Annotated in this window: 21 protein-coding genes, 1 tRNA gene and 4 pseudogenes; 8 read left to right on the forward strand and 18 right to left on the reverse strand. The window is 72.7% G+C overall.

The features are described 5' to 3' along the window. Nucleotides 1-85: 85 nt before the first annotated feature. Nucleotides 86-159, forward strand: a tRNA-Arg gene (locus tag G5V59_RS17020). 3 nt (nucleotides 160-162) lie between these two features. Here G5V59_RS17020 and G5V59_RS17025 read toward each other — a convergent pair. From G5V59_RS17025 to G5V59_RS17105, 17 genes and pseudogenes are all read right to left on the reverse strand, one after another. After that, nucleotides 163-714, reverse strand: coding sequence for an alpha/beta family hydrolase (locus tag G5V59_RS17025; protein ID WP_278257264.1), 552 nt, complete (start codon nucleotides 712-714; stop codon nucleotides 163-165). Nucleotides 715-1,110: 396 nt separating this feature from the next. After that, on the reverse strand, nucleotides 1,111-1,383 hold the full coding sequence (locus G5V59_RS17030) for a hypothetical protein (RefSeq protein WP_278257265.1): 273 nt from the start codon (nucleotides 1,381-1,383) through the stop codon (nucleotides 1,111-1,113). Continuing rightward, a complete protein-coding gene (locus G5V59_RS17035) occupies nucleotides 1,380-1,658 on the reverse strand; it encodes a hypothetical protein (protein ID WP_278257266.1) in 279 nt (92 codons plus the stop codon). Before G5V59_RS17035 ends, G5V59_RS17030 begins: the two co-directional genes overlap by 4 nt. A gap of 7 nt (nucleotides 1,659-1,665) precedes the next feature. Next, on the reverse strand, nucleotides 1,666-2,295 hold the full coding sequence (locus G5V59_RS17040; protein ID WP_278257267.1) for a 4'-phosphopantetheinyl transferase superfamily protein: 630 nt from the start codon (nucleotides 2,293-2,295) through the stop codon (nucleotides 1,666-1,668). A gap of 240 nt (nucleotides 2,296-2,535) precedes the next feature. Further along, nucleotides 2,536-2,823: a carboxymuconolactone decarboxylase family protein gene (locus G5V59_RS17045; RefSeq protein WP_278257268.1), complete on the reverse strand. Its 288-nt coding sequence runs from the start codon at nucleotides 2,821-2,823 to the stop codon at nucleotides 2,536-2,538. Continuing rightward, on the reverse strand, nucleotides 2,823-3,446 hold the full coding sequence (locus G5V59_RS17050; protein WP_278257269.1) for a hypothetical protein: 624 nt from the start codon (nucleotides 3,444-3,446) through the stop codon (nucleotides 2,823-2,825). Before G5V59_RS17050 ends, G5V59_RS17045 begins: the two co-directional genes overlap by 1 nt. A gap of 189 nt (nucleotides 3,447-3,635) precedes the next feature. Next, a complete protein-coding gene (locus G5V59_RS17055; RefSeq protein WP_278257270.1) occupies nucleotides 3,636-3,851 on the reverse strand; it encodes an SDR family oxidoreductase in 216 nt (71 codons plus the stop codon). Continuing rightward, entirely contained in the window at nucleotides 3,848-4,369 is a 522-nt protein-coding gene (locus G5V59_RS17060) for an SDR family NAD(P)-dependent oxidoreductase (protein ID WP_278257271.1), read from the reverse strand. The genes G5V59_RS17055 and G5V59_RS17060 overlap by 4 nt, the downstream gene beginning before the upstream one ends. Nucleotides 4,370-4,510: 141 nt before the next feature. Further along, complete coding sequence (locus tag G5V59_RS17065; RefSeq protein ID WP_278257272.1) at nucleotides 4,511-5,152, reverse strand: aldehyde dehydrogenase family protein; 642 nt, start codon at nucleotides 5,150-5,152, stop codon at nucleotides 4,511-4,513. A 97-nt stretch (nucleotides 5,153-5,249) separates the two neighbouring features. Further along, nucleotides 5,250-5,339: pseudogene (locus G5V59_RS17070) on the reverse strand (aldehyde dehydrogenase family protein); the annotation flags it as partial. Between the two features lie 115 nt (nucleotides 5,340-5,454). Further along, nucleotides 5,455-5,817 (reverse strand): annotated as a pseudogene (locus G5V59_RS17075) (aldehyde dehydrogenase family protein); the annotation flags it as partial. After that, nucleotides 5,807-5,863 (reverse strand): annotated as a pseudogene (locus tag G5V59_RS17080) (hypothetical protein); the annotation flags it as partial. The pseudogenes G5V59_RS17075 and G5V59_RS17080, both read right to left, overlap by 11 nt. 26 nt (nucleotides 5,864-5,889) lie before the next feature. Beyond that, nucleotides 5,890-6,600, reverse strand: a complete 711-nt coding sequence (locus G5V59_RS17085; protein WP_278257273.1) for a hypothetical protein — start codon at nucleotides 6,598-6,600, stop codon at nucleotides 5,890-5,892. Beyond that, nucleotides 6,597-6,800, reverse strand: coding sequence for a hypothetical protein (locus G5V59_RS17090; RefSeq protein ID WP_278257274.1), 204 nt, complete (start codon nucleotides 6,798-6,800; stop codon nucleotides 6,597-6,599). Before G5V59_RS17090 ends, G5V59_RS17085 begins: the two co-directional genes overlap by 4 nt. A 19-nt stretch (nucleotides 6,801-6,819) precedes the next feature. Beyond that, nucleotides 6,820-7,236 (reverse strand): cytochrome P450, encoded by a 417-nt coding sequence (locus G5V59_RS17095; protein WP_278257275.1) that lies wholly within the window; start codon nucleotides 7,234-7,236, stop codon nucleotides 6,820-6,822. Then, nucleotides 7,185-9,383, reverse strand: a complete 2,199-nt coding sequence (locus tag G5V59_RS17100) for a cytochrome P450 (RefSeq protein WP_278257276.1) — start codon at nucleotides 9,381-9,383, stop codon at nucleotides 7,185-7,187. Before G5V59_RS17100 ends, G5V59_RS17095 begins: the two co-directional genes overlap by 52 nt. A 777-nt stretch (nucleotides 9,384-10,160) precedes the next feature. After that, nucleotides 10,161-10,766: a helix-turn-helix domain-containing protein gene (locus G5V59_RS17105; RefSeq protein WP_341351235.1), complete on the reverse strand. Its 606-nt coding sequence runs from the start codon at nucleotides 10,764-10,766 to the stop codon at nucleotides 10,161-10,163. Nucleotides 10,767-11,008: 242 nt separating this feature from the next. Here G5V59_RS17105 and G5V59_RS17110 point away from each other — a divergent pair. The 3 genes and pseudogenes from G5V59_RS17110 to G5V59_RS17120 all read left to right on the forward strand — a co-directional run. After that, nucleotides 11,009-11,119, forward strand: a pseudogene (locus G5V59_RS17110) (LLM class flavin-dependent oxidoreductase); the annotation flags it as partial. 76 nt (nucleotides 11,120-11,195) lie between these two features. Beyond that, nucleotides 11,196-11,579 carry an LLM class flavin-dependent oxidoreductase gene (locus G5V59_RS17115; RefSeq protein WP_278257277.1) on the forward strand — a complete coding sequence of 128 codons (384 nt, stop codon included), beginning with the start codon at nucleotides 11,196-11,198 and terminating at the stop codon, nucleotides 11,577-11,579. 78 nt (nucleotides 11,580-11,657) lie between these two features. Beyond that, a complete protein-coding gene (locus G5V59_RS17120) occupies nucleotides 11,658-12,923 on the forward strand; it encodes a hypothetical protein (RefSeq protein ID WP_278257278.1) in 1,266 nt (421 codons plus the stop codon). 3 nt (nucleotides 12,924-12,926) lie between these two features. Here the strand turns inward: G5V59_RS17120 and G5V59_RS17125 are convergent, their stop codons facing one another. Further along, nucleotides 12,927-13,322 (reverse strand): carbonic anhydrase, encoded by a 396-nt coding sequence (locus G5V59_RS17125; RefSeq protein ID WP_278257279.1) that lies wholly within the window; start codon nucleotides 13,320-13,322, stop codon nucleotides 12,927-12,929. A gap of 245 nt (nucleotides 13,323-13,567) precedes the next feature. Here G5V59_RS17125 and G5V59_RS17130 point away from each other — a divergent pair, with 245 nt between their 5' ends. The 4 genes from G5V59_RS17130 (at nucleotide 13,568) to G5V59_RS17145 (ending at nucleotide 16,367) form a co-directional block, all read left to right on the forward strand. Continuing rightward, on the forward strand, nucleotides 13,568-14,323 hold the full coding sequence (locus tag G5V59_RS17130) for a sigma-70 family RNA polymerase sigma factor (protein ID WP_278257280.1): 756 nt from the start codon (nucleotides 13,568-13,570) through the stop codon (nucleotides 14,321-14,323). Further along, nucleotides 14,224-15,297 (forward strand): hypothetical protein, encoded by a 1,074-nt coding sequence (locus G5V59_RS17135; RefSeq protein ID WP_278257281.1) that lies wholly within the window; start codon nucleotides 14,224-14,226, stop codon nucleotides 15,295-15,297. Before G5V59_RS17130 ends, G5V59_RS17135 begins: the two co-directional genes overlap by 100 nt. Before the next feature lie 39 nt (nucleotides 15,298-15,336). Continuing rightward, complete coding sequence (locus tag G5V59_RS17140) at nucleotides 15,337-15,978, forward strand: hypothetical protein (RefSeq protein ID WP_278257282.1); 642 nt, start codon at nucleotides 15,337-15,339, stop codon at nucleotides 15,976-15,978. Nucleotides 15,979-16,052: 74 nt separating this feature from the next. After that, nucleotides 16,053-16,367 (forward strand): hypothetical protein, encoded by a 315-nt coding sequence (locus tag G5V59_RS17145; RefSeq protein ID WP_278257283.1) that lies wholly within the window; start codon nucleotides 16,053-16,055, stop codon nucleotides 16,365-16,367. Nucleotides 16,368-16,448: the final 81 nt, after the last annotated feature.

Genomic DNA, 16,448 nt, shown 5'->3' on the forward strand with positions numbered 1-16,448 from the left:
ACAGTGGTATGCGAGCCATTCTCCCCGCTCACCCTGCCCTGCGCCGAATCCTGTGGCGCGCACCTGACAAGATGGTTCGCCGTACGCCCCCGTAGACTCAGTGGATAGAGCAGCCGCCTCCTAAGCGAAAGGTCGTAGGTTCGACTCCTACCGGGGGCACCCTCAGCCCACCTCGACCGGCTCCGGTCCGTCCATCGCCTCCGCGACCGGGGACCCGGGCGCCGTGCCGAGCAGGGTGGCGGTGACGAAGTCCGCTGCGGCCCGCTCGAAGGTCCGGTGCTCGGCGAGCATCGCGTGCTTGCCGTTGCGTATGGCGACAAAGCCCACCTGGTTGCGCGCCGCGAGCCGGGCGGCCAGGGCGCGAGCGCGCTGGACCGGTGCGATCCGGTCGCGCAGCCCGTGCACGAACAGGACCCGGCGGTCGCGGAGCGGGAGCCGGTCGGCGTCATTCGCGTAGACGAAGGCGGCCAGCGCCACCACACCACGCACGGAGGACCGAGTGGCGGCGAGGATCGAGGCGCGGCCACCGAGCGAGTGGCCCACCAGGCAGACGGGGACGTCGGCGCCGTACCGCTCGGCGACCCGGTCGAGCGCCCAGTGGGCGTCCTCGACCGGGGTGTGCCGGGTGTCCCAGCCGCGGTAGGAGTTCAGCAGACGGTAGACCGCGAGGCGGCGCTTGCCGGCGCGCGCGATCCGGCGGGCGACGGGGATCATCCGCAGGACCGAGAGCCTGGGCGGGGCTCACCATCACCTCGCCCCGGCGCGCGCCACCGCCGTGCAGCACGATCACGATGCCCTCGACCTCGCGCGGTTGCCGGACCGGCAGGAGCCTCGGCTTGCTCGCCATCGTCAGGACAGGACCGCGCCGACCGAGACGCCGGCGACGTGGTCCTGCTCGGGCGGGACGACGGGGTAGGTCGACACGGGGGCCTCCTTCGGGGAGCAGCGGCGGACCCGGCGGTACCCACGGCAGGGAAGTTCGAGACGGAGGCAACCGATCGGTCCGCCGGCGCGTCTCCATGGACGTGATCTGGATCGCCGCCGCCGTCATGTGGACCCTCGTGCTGCTCACCCTCGCGGTGGCGATGGCGCGGCGAACGCAGCGATGACTCAGGCCGGTGCGCGGCCCGCGCGCAGGCGGGCCAGCAGGATCAGCGCACACGCGGGTGTGATGAGCAGGTTCGGGATCGCGATGGGCAGCAGGTCGTTGGCGAAGCCGTAGACGATCCACGCCGCGCCCTGGATCGTCGCGATGGTCCAGGTCCACACGCTCAGCCCGCGCAGCGCCGCAGGGTCGTGGCGGCGGCCGAGCGTGTGGCGGGTCTGCGGCAGGAACTGCCCGACGTCGATGATCCCGACGAGCCAGCCGAGGGCGGCGATCACGGCACCGCCCTCCCCCGCGAGCCGCTGAGGATGGCCCACAGGATGACGCTCGCGCAGACCAGGTTGACGACGCCGGCGAGCATGACCGGGCGTGCGTGCTCCACCGAGCCGTATGTCGTGAGCAGGATGTTGAACACGATCGCCACCGTGTACGTCGTCCGGCTCAGCGCGGCCAGCGCCTCCGGGTCGGCTCGGTGCCGGACGGCGCGGAAGGCCTGCGGGAGCCACATGGTGGCGGCGCCGGCGCTGCCGACGTAGCCGATCGCCTCGATCACGGCCGGGTCAACCGAGGAGGGCCACGGCGGCGCCGTACCCCTCGGGGACGAGGACGTCCTGGACGGACCAGCCCGCGATCCTGCGACCGGGAGCCTCGTCGGTGCCCAGGTAGTCGAGGTGCGGGTCACGGCCCAGGCCGATGCCGATGCCCTTGAGGTAGGCCTCGGTGCGCGACCAGGCGCGGGTGAAGCGGACGGTGGCGCGGCCGCCGTCGAGGGTCCCCTGGGCGGCCGCGGTGATCTCCTGGGTCTCCCGCGGGTGCAGCAGGCCGGCCAGGGCAACCGGGTCGTCGGGGTGGCGCTCCACGTCCACCCCCACCGGTACGTCGGCGACGGCGATCAGCACCTGACCGGGCGTGTGCGACAGCGAGAACTCCACCGCGGCTCCCTCAGCACGCGGACGGCCGTGCGGCTCCCCGCAGCCCGGGCAGTCGTGGCGGCCCCACACGACGTCCTCCGGCGCGGTGCGGGTCGCGGCGCCGAGCACCAGCCGGGCCGCCGCGTGGGCGAGCACGTAGGCGCGGCGCAGGCTCCGCCCGGACGTAGGAGGACGACTGCTTGCGCTCCGCCTCGTCGAGCCAGGTCGCGCCGAGGTCGAGTCTCCTCGTCGCCGAAGCGCTCGGTCTCCATCCGCCACACGCCGAGCGCGCCGGGGACCGGCGCGGGCACGACGCGGAGCGAGTCCAGCGTCACGGGCTCGACCGGGATCGCCGAACGATCCGGTACCGCCTCCGCAACGTCGCGACTCATCGACCCGAGGCTAACAAGGTGCTGGTCAGCCGGCTCCCTCGGCGCGGGCTGCCTTCGCGAGGGCGTTCTCGACGACCGAGCCTGAACCGCGATCCGTTGGGCCAGCCGTCGTAGTGACAGGCCAGTATCACCAGGCTCGCGCAGCACCTCGGCGTCCAGGCTCGCCGTTGGCCAGCGCCGCCGGGACCTGGATGCCGAGCACGTCATCGGCGCGCTGGCCGACCAGCAGCCCGATCAGGAAGAGCCGCCGGTCGCGGTCGCTGATCCCGGGCCGCTGCCAGACGTCGCCGAACAGGTGCTCCGCGGTGTAGCGGAAGAAGTCGCCCTCGCCGTCGGTCATGTCGAAGCCGTAGACCTGCTCCATCTTCTCCAGGCCGCGACGGCGCGCCTCCGGGAGGTCGTCGAACTTGCCCATCAGATCCCCAGTCCCTTCCGCAGGCGCGGGAGCGCCTCCCGTGCCAGTGGTACGTCGACGCCGAGCTCGTCCGCGAGTGCGACCGCGAAGCCCAGGTCCTTCTCCCCCAGCGCGGCGACGTGGGAGAAGACGCCGTGCCAGAAGTCGTCGGGTGCGATCGGCGCCGCGGTCGCCCGGTGCATGATCGCGCCCGGGCCGCCGGTGATCGCGTCGGTGTGGCGCACCACCTCGCCGAGCGCGAGCAGGTCGAGGCCGGCGGCCTCGGCGAGTCTGCTGGGCCTCGGTGACGGCGGTGAAGGCCACGAAGTGGATGAGGTTGCGGGCCAGCCTTCATCCGGGTGCCGGAGCCGAGCGGCCCGGCATGGACGACCTTGCTGCCCATCGCCTCCAGGGCCGGCCGCGCGGCGGCGAAGGCCTCGGCGTCGCCGCCGGCCATGATCGCCAGGCTGCCGTCGGCAGCACCCATCGGCCCGCCGCTGACCGGGGCGTCGAGGACCCGGTGGCCCTGCACCGCCAGGCTCGGCCGGGGTCGTGGGCGCCACCGTGGAATGGAGGACGAGCACCGCGCCGGGCGGCAGGTCCCGCGCCACGTCGTGCACCTGGTCGTCGTCGCGGACCATCACGCAGACCACGTCGGCGTCGATCGCCGCGACGGAGCCGACGGCGGTGGCACCCGCGGCGACCAGACCCGGCGACGGGTTCCGGCGCGACGTCGTAGACCCGGAGGTCGACGTGATCGGCAGCGGCGAGCCGGAGCGCCATCGGCCTGCCGATGTTGCCGAGGCCGACGAACCCGACCGTGAGCACGCCGGTCACAGCCGGAAGGTCTGGCCGCCGTCGACCGCCAGGACCTGGCCGGTCACCCAGGAGGCGTCGTCGGAGAGCAGGAAGAGCAGCGCGCCGACCATGTCCTCTACGGCGCCCATCCGCTTGATGGCGAGGCTGTTGCGGACGATGTCCTTGGCCGCGTCGCCCGCCTGCGTGCGGGTCGCCTCGGTGTCGGTCGGTCCGGGCGCGATCGCGTTCACCCGGATCCGCTGGCCGCCGAGTCTCGTGCGCGAGCCTGCTGGGTGAGGCTGTTGATCCCCGCCTTGGCGAGGCCGTAGAAGCCGGAGTAGAGGTAGGCCGCCGTGCTTGACTGGTTGACGATCGCTCCCCCGCCCCGCTTGGCGATCTCGGGGTGGACCGCGCGGGTCATGACGAGCGCGCCGTCGAGGTTCACGCTCATGAACCTGCGGTAGTAGTCCCAGTCGACGGAGATCAGCAGGTTGAACTCCATGTCGCCGTAGATCGCGGCGTTGTTGACGAGGTGGTCGATCCCGCCGAGCTCCGCGACGCTCCGCTCGACGAGGCTCTCGGCGGACTCGGCCGACGACACGTCGCAGCGCACGAAGATCGCGCGGCCGCCGTTCTCCTCGATGGACGCGGCGACCTTGGCGCCGGCCTCCTCGTTCAGGTCGGCGACGACGACCGCCGCGCCCTCCCTCGCCAGGGCCCGTGCGTAGGCCTCGCCGATGCCCTGGGCCGCGCCCGTGACGACGACCACCTTGTCCTGGAATCGCATTTCACTCCTACCACTCTGGTGCCGGGGAATCCCCGCTTACCGGGGGATTCCTGCGCTTACTGGCCGTTGCAACGGTCAAGAACCGTAGGAATCCCCCGGTAAGCGGGGATTCCTACGACCCGCTCACGCCGGCTCCGCGATCGTCTTGGTCTCCAGGTACTCCTCGAACCCGGCGACACCCATCTCCCGGCCGATGCCGGACTGCTTGTAGCCCCCGAACGGGGCGTCGGGGCTGAACCACACGCCCCCGTTGACCGCGAGGGTCCCGGTCCGGATCCGCGCGGCGACGGCCCTGGCGCGCTCCAGGTCGCCGGAGTCGACCGACCCGGAGAGCCCGTACGCCGAGTCGTTGGCGATCCGCACCGCGTCGTCGTCACCGTCGTGCGGGATCACCACGAGGACCGGGCCGAAGATCTCCTCCTGCGCCAGGCGCGAGGAGTTGTCCAGGCCGGCCACGACGGTGGGCTGCACCCAGAAGCCGTCCTGCTCGATGATCGCGCCGCCGGTGGCGAAGGTGCCGCCCTCCTCCCGGGCCACCTCGAAGTAGGACGCCACCCGGTCCCGCTGGACGGACGAGATCACCGGGCCGCAGATGGCGCCGGGGTCGGCGGGGTCCTTCGCGCCGATGGACTCCATGGTCGCCGCGGCGACGGACACCGCCTCGTCGTACCGCTCGCGGGGGACGACGAGCCGGGTCGTGATCGCGCAGCCCTGGCCGGCGTGGATGCAGGCCGCGAAGGCGGTGCCGCCGGCGACCGCGGCCACATCGGCGTCGTCGAGCGCGATCGCGGCGGACTTGCCGCCCAGACTCGAGGAAGACCTTCTTCAGCGTGGGCGCGGCCGCCGCCATGATCGCCCGGCCGACGGCGGTGGAGCCGGTGAAGGACACCATGTCGACTCGCGGGTCGGTCGAGAGCACGGAGGCGACCTCGTTGGAGCGCGGGGTCACCACGTTGAAGACGCCCGCGGGGATGTCGGTGTGCTCGGCGACCAGGCGGCCCAGGCTCGGCCGCCACCCACGGGGTGTCCGGCGCCGGCTTGAGCACGACGGTGCAGCCGGCGGCGAGCGCCGGGCCGGCCTTCGCGAGGTTGATCTGGGTCGGCACGTTCCAGGGCGTGATGGCGGCGACGACGCCGACCGGCTCGCGCCGCACGGTACGACGCGAGGGAATCCCCATCGGCGAGGCGACCCCGAGGTCGGTCTCGAACGCATAGGACTCCAGCAGGTCGGTCACCCACCTCAGCCCGTCCACCGGCACGTCGAACCCGGCCGCGCCCATCATGAATCCCGGCATCCCGACCTCGGCCGTGGTGAGCGCCCGGAAGGTGTCGGCGTGCTCCAGCAGGGCCGCGTGCAGGCTGCCGCAGGCACCGCACCCGCAGCCCGGCGTCCGTCGACCACGAGGACTCCTCGAAGGCCCGGCGGGCAGCGGCGATCGCCCTGTCCACGTCCTCGGCGGTGCCGTCGGGAGCCACCCCGATCTCCTGCCCGTTCGCCGGGTTCAGGACCGGGTACGTCGCGCCGTCGGACGCCCCGACCAGCTTTGCCGTCGATCAGCCTGCTGGGCCGGCGGCGGCAGCGCGCTCACGCCGTCACCTCCGGAGCGGATGCCTGCTCGACGTACTGCCCGGCCTCGACCGGAGGCGGCCACACGGTCGAGGGCGAACTCGGCGTGGTGGTAGTGCCCGGGGACGCCGTGCCCGGAGACCGACATCCGCTTCAGCAGGGTGTCCGGCGCCTTGCCGGCCTGGATGATCTCCAGGAAGGTGTGCGCGGTCGAGGGCATGTCGAACCAGTCGCGCTGCCAGACGATCTTGACGCCCTCGTCGGTGCGCCCGACGCCGAACCAGGAGCCGCCGAGGCCGAGGATCTCGTACTCCTTGCCGCTGTCGTCGAGGATCCCCGAGCGCTGCTTCCAGAAGCCCACGATCATCGCCTTCTGCTCGTCGATCACCGTGCAGACGTAGTCGTAGTGCCAGCCGTCGAGGCCGTCCATCTCGATGCCGATCGCCCAGTCCCGGATCTGGTCGCGGCCCACGGCCATGAAGTGCTCGTCCGGGGCGTACATCCAGCCGTACGTCGCGTCCGCGGCGTACCACTCGGCCATCACCCGCCAGTCGCCGCTCTGCTCGGCGCGGCGGTTGACGTCGAGCCAGGAGTCCCAGAACTCCTCGATCTCCGCCCTGCTCAGAGGTGCGGTCAGGTCACTCATCTCGGTCCTCCTCGACGGACAGGGCGAAGGCGGGGCAGTACTTCACAGCGGTGGTGACGTCGGCGCGCAACGCCTCGCCGGGGTGCTCGTCGAGGACGACGACCACGTCGGCGGACTCGTCGAAGCCGAAGACGCTCGGCGCCTCGCCCTGGCAGAGCCTGGTGGCCCTGGCACACGCCGGTGTCGGCGACGACCCTCATCGGATCCTCCGGCGGTACTTCACGCGGGCGGGCTGTGCGAGCCTGGATGACCATCTTGGTGAAGTCGTCGCGGTAGGAGTCCAGGCTCCTGCACGGGCTCGAAGGAGAAGTCCCGCAGGATCACCGAGAAGATGGCCTTCATCTGCATCATCGCGAAGGCGTTGCCGACGCAGCGGTGCTTCCCGGCGCCGAAGGGGATCCAGGTCCAGCGGTTCTGCAGGTCCTCCTGGCGCGGGTCGACGTAGCGGCCCGGGTCGAACTGGTCGGCCTTCGGGAAGTCCTCCTCGATCCGGTTCGAGACCCGCGGCGAGGCCGCGAGCACGGTGCCGGCGGGGATGGTGTGCCCGAGCAGGTCGAAGTCGGCCTGCACCAGGCGCATCAGGATCACCAGCGGCGGGTGGAGGCGCAGGGTCTCCTTGAGTGCCGCCTCCAGCACGGGGATCGAGCGCAGGGCCTGGAAGGAGACCTCGCTGCCGTCGGCGTACAGCGCGTCCAGACTCGGCGACGACGTCGGCCATCACGGCCGGGTTGCGCAGCAGACTCGATCATCGCCCACGAGGCGGTGCCGGACGAGGTGTGGTGGCCGGCGAACATCATCGAGATGAAGATGCCGGTGACCATGTCGGCGTCGTAGCCCACCGCGATGAGGACGTCGAGCAGGTCTCGCTCCTCCTTCGGCACCTCGCCACGGGCCCGGCGCGCGGCGATGATCGCCTGCACCTTCGCGACCAGGCTCCTCCCGCGCCTCGTCGCGGATCCGGAAGTCTCTCGATGTCGGCGTACGGGTCGACGTAGGCGATGGCGTCGGTGCCGTGCTCGAGGCGGTGGTAGACCTCCGCGAAGGAGCCGTCGAGCCTGGTCGCGGAACGGCTTGCCGATCAGGCACGAGGAGGTGGTGTAGATCGTCGACTCGGCGAAGAAGTCGAGCAGGTCGATCTCACCCTCCTCGCCCCAGCCGGCGACCATCCGGCGGATCTCGGCCTCGATGGTCTGCGCGTGCCCGCGCATCATGTCGCCGCGCAGCGCCTGGTTCTTGAGCATCTGCTGGCGCTCCTCGGGCGAGGCGTCGAAGACCACGCCCTTGCCGAAGATCGGCGTCATGAAGGGGTACGCCGCCGCCTGGTCCAGCACGTCGTCGGGCGCCCGGAAGAAGGCCTCGTTGGCCTCCGCACCGGTGACCAGGACGACCTGCTTGTCGGCGAGCCGGAAGCGGCCGATGTCGCCGCACTCCTCGCGCACCCGGTGGAAGAGCGCGATCGGGTCCACCCGCATCTCGGGCAGGTGCCCGGTGCCCTTGATGATCGCGGGGACGCTGACGTCCTGGTCGTCGAGGAGCGTGGAGACCTCGGGGATGTCGTGGAGACTCACTTGCCCTCCAGGGGTGCTTCGGGGTTCACGTCGAGCGGACTGAGGTGCACCCCGCGCGGGGCGCTGACGACCGTGACGATCGCGTCCGCGACCGCCGATGCCTTGAGGAAGTGCGAGTGCCGGGCGTGCCCCCACTTGATCCACTCGGTGAGGACCTTCGCGCCGGCGTCGGCGTCCCAGTCCGAGCCCATCTCCGACCACGTCGGCCCGGGGCGTACGACGGACGCGCGCACCCCCGTGCCCTCCAGGCTCCATCTGCAGCGCCTCGACCAGGCCCTCCAGCCCGGACTTCGTGGCGCTGTAGCCGCGCATGAACGGCCGGGCCCGCAGGGCGGTGTCGGAGGAGACGAAGACGAGGTCGCCGCGCTGCCGCTCGACCATGCCGGTGCCGAAGGCGCGGACCAGGCGGTGCGCGCCGAGCACGTTGACGTCGAACTCCGCGGCCAGGCTCGTCGGTGCTCGCGTCGAGCAGTGCGCCCGGCGCGAGCAGCCCGGCGTTGCACACCACCACCTCGGCCGCGCCGAGACCGGCGGTCGTGGCCGCCGCGAACTTCTCCACCGAGGCGGTCGAGGCGACGTCGAGGGCGTGCACGAACGCCTCTCCCCGGCCTCGCGGATCTCGGTGGCCAGCCTCCTGCAGGCGGTCCACCCGGCGCGCACCGAGGGCGACGGGGGAAGCCGGCTGCCGCGAGGGCGCGCGCGGTCTCGGCGCCGATCCCGGACGAGGCGCCCGCGACGACGGCCGGGCGGCGGTCGGGGTGGACGGGCTTCCGTGATCCAGCCATCACGCGCTCCTGACGGTGAACGAGACCGGCAGGGACGCGAAGCCGCGCACGCTGGTGGAGTGCACCCGCACCGCGCGCTCGGGGTGCACCTCGAAGGCCTCGACCCGGCGGACGAGTCTCCTCCAGCACCACCCGCGCCTCGAGCCGCGCGAGGTTGGCGCCGAGGCAGAAGTGCCGGCCGGTGCCGAAGCCTCAGGATCTGCGCCAGCTCGGCCTTGTCGCGGCCGATGTCGTACGTCGTGGGGTCGGTGAAGACCCGCTCGTCGCGGTTCGCGCTGCCGAGCAGGACCAGCGCCTTGGAGCCCGCCGGGATGGTCGTGCCGGCGACCTCGGCGTCCCGCACGACGTACCGCGCGAGCATCTGGCTGGAGGTGTCGTGGCGCAGCGTCTCCTCGATCCACGCCGGCACCAGGCCGGGATCGGCGAGCACCCGCGCCTGCTGCTCGGGGTGCGCGGCGAGGTGGAAGAGCGCGTTGCCGAGCAGCCTTGGTCGTCGTCTCGTTGCCCGCCACCACCATGAGGAACAGGAACGCCATGATCTCGCCGTCGGTGAGCCGGTCGCCGTCGAGCTCGGCCGCGACCAGCGCGGAGGTCAGGTCATCGCCCGGCGTACGACGGCAGTGCGCGACCATCTCGCCGTAGTACTCGAAGAGCGCGAAGGACGCCTCCATGCCGGCCTGCGGCACGTCGCGGACGCCGTCCTCCCGGTGGACCACGAGGTCCGCCAGGCGTCGTACCTCGTCCCGGTCGGCGACGGGCACGCCCATCATCTGCGAGATCACGTCCATCGGGAGCAGGCCGGCGAAGTCGGTGATCCAGTCGGCCTCGCCGCGCTCGGCGTCGGCGGCGAAGGCGCGCTCGAGGTAGCGCGCGGTCAGCGCCTCGACCTCCGGGGTCGCCTCCCGCACCCGGCGGGGGGTGAAGGCCGCGGAGACCAGCCTGCGGATCCGCGACTGCTCGGCGCCGTCGAGGCCGAGGAAGCTCATCACCCGGTGCGCCTCGGGGTTCCACGCGGAGGCGTCGAGGGAGACCCCCATCCGGTTCGAGAACGTCTCGTCGTCACGCAGCACCGCGAACACGTCGGCGTGCCGGGAGATCACCCAGATGTCGTCGGCCTCCGCGTGGTGGACCGGGTCCTCCTCGCGCAGCCACCGGTACGTCGGGTAGGGGTCGTCCTGGAAGGCGTAGTCGTAGGGGTCGAAGACCATCAGTGGCCCCGGAGGATCACGGCGACGGCGGAGACCAGCCGCTCGGCGATCTCGTCGTAGGTCATCAGCCCCATGCCGGCCTGCAGCAGCGCACCGGAGAAGGTCAGCACCAGCACCTCCAGCACCGCGGGGTCGGCCTGCTCCCCCATCGCCGCCTCGAACCGGGCGAGGAACTCCGCGCCGATCCGCAGCCGCAGCCGTGCGACGTCGGGGTCGGTGCCGAGCAGCGCGGGGGGTGACGGCGGCGGCCAGACTCCGGCTCCTCGACGATCCGCGCGGTGAGCGCGCGCATGGTGGCCTGCAGCCGCGTGGTGGCGCTGTCGCCACCCGGCGCCGCAGCGTCGTCGGAGGTGAGGTGGCGCCAGAAGAGCCTCGGCGAAGAGGTGGTTCTTCGAGGCCAGGTAGGTGTAGGCCGTCGCCGGCGAGACGCCCGCGCGCTGGGCGACGGTGCGCACCGTCAGCGCCTCGTGGCCCACGGCCCGCAGGCTCCGCCAGCCCGGCGACGAGCAGACTTCTCCACGGTCTCGGCCTGGCGGGGGTTCAGACCCTGCCGCGGTGCTTCGAACACTTGACTGGACACGTGTCCAACATAGGAGACGTTCGATCCGGGCGCAAGCATTTTCCTAGAACACGTTCTAGTCTGCTGACATGCGCAACGGGATCGTCCTCTTCACCTCCGACCGCGGCATCACTCCTGCGCGGTTGGCCAAGGCCGCCGAGGACCGCGGCTTCGACACCATCTACGTGCCCGAGCACACCCACATCCCGATGCGCCGCGACGCGCTGCACCCGACGGGCGGCGAGGAGCCCGCCCGACGACCGGTACCTGCGCACCCTCGACCCGTGGGTGTCGCTGGCCACCTGCGCGGCCGTCACCGAGCGGATCGGGCTCTCGACCGCGGTCGCGCTCCCGGTCGAGTCCGACCCGATCACCCTCGCCAAGACGCTCGCCACCCTCGACCACCTCTCCGGCGGTCGCGTCACCGTCGGCGCCGGCTTCGGCTGGAACACCGACGAGCCTGACCGACCACCACGTGCCGGCCGGAAAGCGGCGCACCGTCCTCAAGGAGTACCTGGAGGCGATGCGCGCCCTGTGGACCGAGGAGGAGGCGTCGTACGACGGCGAGTTCGTCTCCTTCGGCCCGAGCCTGGGCCTTCCCCAAGCCCCGCAGGGGCGGATCCCGGTGATCATCGGCGCCGGCGCGGGGCCGAAGACCTTCGCCTGGATCGCCGCGCACGCCGACGGCTGGATGACCACCCCGACCACCAGCGACGTCGCGGCCAACGCCGACAAGCCTGCGCAAGGCGTGGGCCGAGGCCGGGCGCGAGGGCCAGCCGGACGTGCGGATCCTGGTCGCCAAGCGTCCCGACGAGTCGGACTTCGCGGACTGGATGGCTGCCGGGCCCAGCGAGCCTGATCTGGGGCGTCCCGGACTCCGACGAGGACAAGGTGCTCGCCTACCTCGACAAAGCCTGGCCGGGCGGCTGGGGCTGGCGTGAGCAGGTACGCCGACCTCTCGCGCGCGGAGCTCGCGGTCGTCGTGCCGGAGCCTGTTGCTGATGGGTCAGTCTCATCGACCGCTCCGGGATGGCTCGGTGCATCGCGGCCTTCGGGCGCGAGGAGATGCAGCAGGTCGCGATCGAGGAGTGGGCGGCGGCCAGCCCGGTCTACACGCGGCGGATGCAGGCGGCGCTCGGCTACGCACCGGAGCAACCCGGGCAGGGCGACGTGGTCACCATCTTCAAGGGCCTGCAGACTCGACATCGGCGCTCCCCCGCAGTTCATGGACTTCCGCTACACGGTGCACGACCCCTGGCGCGGGGAGTTCCGGCTCGACCACTGCGGAGCGCTGATGGACGTCGAGCCGATGGGCGAGGACTACGTGCGCGGCATGTGCCACGACATCGAGGACCCGACCTTCGACGCGACCGCGATCGCCTCCAACCCGCACGCCCAGGTCCGCCCGATCCACCGGCCGCCGCGCAGCGCCGAGCAGAGGGCCGCCGACCGCCACCCGCACTGCGCGTGGACGGTGGTCATCGACGACGCGCACCCCGAGCCCGAGCCGGTGCCCGCGCTCGCGGTCGTCGAGCGCTCCCGCGCCGCGACCCTCGCCCTCGCGCCGATCGACGCGAGCGACGAGGGCCGCGCCGACTACACCGGACCGCTGCTCTCCGACCTCGACCTCGCCGCCTTCTCCCAGTCCGCGCTGGTGCGCATCGCCGACGAGGTCTGCCTGCAGATGCACCTGCTCGACCGCTCGTTCGCGCTGGCCGTCGCCGAGCGGACCGAGACCGACGCGGAGTCTGCTGAAGCCTGCGCCGCAAGCGACTCGTCGGCGTCGCCGGCATCGGCGCCGAGCGGCTGGCCCGCGCGCTGGACCTGCACACGCTCGACCCGGTCGAGGGCGCGCTGCGGCTGCTGGCCGTGCACCCCCTGCTCAACCCCGCCGAGTACGTCGACGCGGAGCTCTCCGGCGACGAGTTCGGTCGTCCGCCCCGGTCCCGCCGACGAGGACGGCGCCTGGATCTCGCTGTGCGGCCCGGACTGGACCGCGGCGCTCCAGGCGGTCGTGCACGGGCTCGACCCGCACCTCGACGTCGAGGTCTCCCCGCTCGCCGACGAGGCGGGCTGGCGGGCGCTGGTCGTACGCAGGGACGAGGCGGCACCGGAGGCGCCCGAGGTGGAGGTCGTCCGCTTCAGCACCGGCGCGGCCTTCGAGTTCCAGCCGCGCCGGTCGCTGCCGATCAGCCCCGTCTAGGTCTCAGGCGACCTCGTTCAACCGGCCGGTCGCCACGTCGAACACGAAGCCGCGGATGCTGTCCTTGACCGGGATGAACGGCGAGGCCTTGATCCGGTTGATCGACTGGCGCACGTCGGCCTCGGCGTCCGGGAAGGCCTCGCTCTCCCAGGCCGGCTTGATGCCGGTGTCCTTCTCGATGTCGGCCTTGAAGGCGTCGTCGGTGAAGGTGACCATGCCGCAGTCGGTGTGGTGGATGAGGATGATCTCCTTCGTGCCGAGCAGCCGCTGGCTGATCGTGAGGGAGCGGATCTCGTCCTCGGTGACCACGCCGCCGGCGTTGCGGATCACGTGCGCCTCGCCCTCGGCGAGCCCGAGCACGCCGTAGACGTTGATCCGGGCGTCCATGCAGGCCACCACGGCGACCTGCTTGGCGGGCGGGAGGGGCAGCGGGCCGGAGAAGCCGGCGGCGTACGCCTCGTTGTTGCGGAGCAGACTCGTCGGTGACGGACACGGTGGAGCACCTTTCGTCGGAGGCTCCTCACGCTAGTTATCCGATCGACTCACTCCTAGATGTACCCATGCAGCCTTCTGCGAGAAAAGTGAAAGGTTCCGGCGAGCCCGCGCTCCTACCCCTGTCCCGCACCAGCAGCCGAGGGAGACCGATGTGCCGATCCGCCGATGCCACCCGCCCGCGATCCGTACGATCGCGCCATGACCCCCGCGGGTGCGCTCCCCGACGCGGACCTGGTCACCGGTGTGCTGGCCGGGGACCGGCTGGCGTTCGCCGGTGTCTACGAGCGGTACGCCGACCGGCTGCACGACTTCGCGTTCTCGATGCTCCGCAACCGCGAGGAGGCCGCGGACTGCGTCGCCGACTCGTTCGTGGTGATGGCCGAGAAGTCTCGCCCAGGCTGCGCGATGCCTCGCGGCTGCGGCCGTGGCTGTACTCCGTGGTCCGCAACGAGTGCCTGCGCACGTTGCGCGCGCGGGCTCGCGAGGCGCACGACGACGAGTGGCTGGAAGCCATGCCTGACCAGGGCAGCGGGCCCGAGGACCAGGTCGCCGACGCCGAGGTCACCGAGGAGCTCCAGGCGCTCGTCTGGTCGGCGGTCGAGGGGCTCAACGACCGCGACCGGGCGCTGATCGACCTGCACCTGCGCCAGGGCCTGGAGGGCGCCGAGCCTGGCCGCGGCCATGGACGTCACCCCGGCCAACGCCTACGTCATGCTCAGTCGCGCGCGCGACCAGGTCGAGCGCGCGCTCGGCGCGCTGCTCATCGCACGGCGCGGCTCGGACGACTGCGACGAGTCTCGCGAGCGTGCTGCGCGGCTGGGACGGCACCTTCTCGCCGCTGGTCCGCAAGCGGGTCGCCCGCCACGTCGACGGCTGCGACGTCTGCGCCCACCGCCGCCGGCTGATGGTCAGCCCGCTGGCGCTGCTCGCCGGCGTCCCCGCCTTCGCCGCCCCGGCCGCCCTGCGCGACCGGGTGCTCGAGGACGAGCGACTGGTGGCGTTCTACGTCGACCTGCCGGTCGTCGGCGTCGCCGCCCGCCGCCGTCGTGGCGCGCTGGCCGCAGCCGGCGGGGTGCTGCTGCTCCTGCTCGGCGTGCTCGCGGTGGTGCTGCTGTGGCCCGGCGGAGACGACACCGAGAACGCCGTGGACCCGGTGCCGACCGCGTCCACCACCCCGCCGACGACCACCACCACGGCTCCGGCGGCGCCGGCCCCCACCACTCCCGGTGCCTCGCCGACCTCGGCGCCCACGACGACCTCCGCCGCCGCCTCCACGCCGGCCTCGGCGCCCCCCTCGGTCGCCGCCGCGCCCGGTGACCTGCGCGCCTCCACCCGCTCGCTCGACCTCGGCAGCCGCGGTACGTCGGACACGGTCCGCCTCACCAACGCCGGCGGTAGCCCCGTCCGCTTCACCGCGCGCGCCCGGACCTCCTGGCTCTCGGTCTCCACCGGTGGCGGCACGATCGCGGCCGGCTCGTCGACCGGGCTGCGGATCACCGCCGGACGCGCCGGGCTCGCCGAGGGCAGGCACCGCGGCGAGGTCGCGGTCACCTGGTCCGGCGGGACGATCCTCGTCGCCGTCACGCTCACGGTGGTCCGCCCGCCCGTGGTGGGCGCGATCGCCACCAGCGGCACCGACTGCACGATCACCGTCAGCGCCCCGGTGACCGACGGCGGTGGCGTCCGGTCGGTCCAGGTGCGCTGGTCCGGTGCCGTGAGCGGCCAGCGGGCGGCCGGGCACAGCGGCAGCACCTGGTCCACCTCGATCGGCCCGATCGGGACGGGCGGCGCGCTCACGGTGACCTTCACCGCGACCGACCGGAGCGGGCTCACCAGCAGCCGGTCGCGGACGTTCGACGTCAATCCCTGTCCGGGCTGAGTTCCTGCAAGGTCGGGGCGGCGCGGTGCTCCTACGAGCATGCGCACGTTCCTCGCCGGCACCGCCGCCGTCCTCGCCCTGCTCGCCGGGACGACCGGTGTACTCACCGCCCTGCACCCCGACCCGGTCCCGGCACCCGTCGAGGTCCGCACCCCCGTCCCGCCTCCGGCACCCGACCTACCGGCGGCGCCCGCGCCCGTCGTACGGGTGGCCGAGCCGACGCGGATCGAGGTCCCGGCCCTCGGTGTCGACGAGCCGCTCACGGGGCGCGGCCTGAAGCCCGACGGCACCCTCGACACCCCGGACTTCGGGGCGGCCGCCTGGTACGCACCCGGCCCGCGCCCCGGCGAGCCCGGCGGCGCGGTGGTCGTCGCCCACGTCCACGGCCCCGACGGGCCGGACGTCTTCTCGGAGCCTGGCCACCCTGCGCCCCGGCGACGTCGTCCGCGTGCACCGGCCCGGCGCGGTCGCCGTCTTCGTCGTCGACGCCGTCGAGGACGTGCCGAAGGAGCGCCTGCCCTACGACCGGATCTGGCCGGACACGGCGCAACCCCTGCTGCGGCTGATCACCTGCGGCGGGACGCGCACGGCGGCCGGCTACCCCGACAACACCGTCGTCTTCGCGCACCTGGTCGCCACCGCGTCGCTGCCCTGAGCAGCGGGCGGCCCGTGCGAGGCTGATCCCGTGCCGCCTCCCATGCCCCCGATCGCGGAGCGCGTCGAGCAGGCTCGAGATCCGCCTCCACTTCCTGACGGTGCTCGCCGCAGCGGCCGAGGACCCCCTCGCGACGCTCGCCCTCGTCGTCGACGCGGCCGACGAGGCGAGCGCCCGGATCGCCGTCCAGGAGCACTTCGGGGTCGGGCCGGTGGAGGCCCAGGCGGTGCTCGACATGCAGTTCCGGCGCGCGAACCGGCACGGGCGCGCGGCGATCGCGCGCGACCGCGACGAGCACGCGGCGATCCTGTCCGAGTCTGCGCCGGCACGCCGAGCAGCACGCGGCGGTCACGGCCCACTACGACGCCCGTGCCGCGTCGTACGACGACAGCGCGATGCACCGCGCCCTCGCTGACGCCGTCGCGGACGTCGTCGGCGACCCGGGCGGTCCGGTGATCGACGTGGGCACCGGCACCGGCCTGGTGCTGCGGGCGAT

Source organism: Nocardioides convexus (assembly GCF_011090295.1).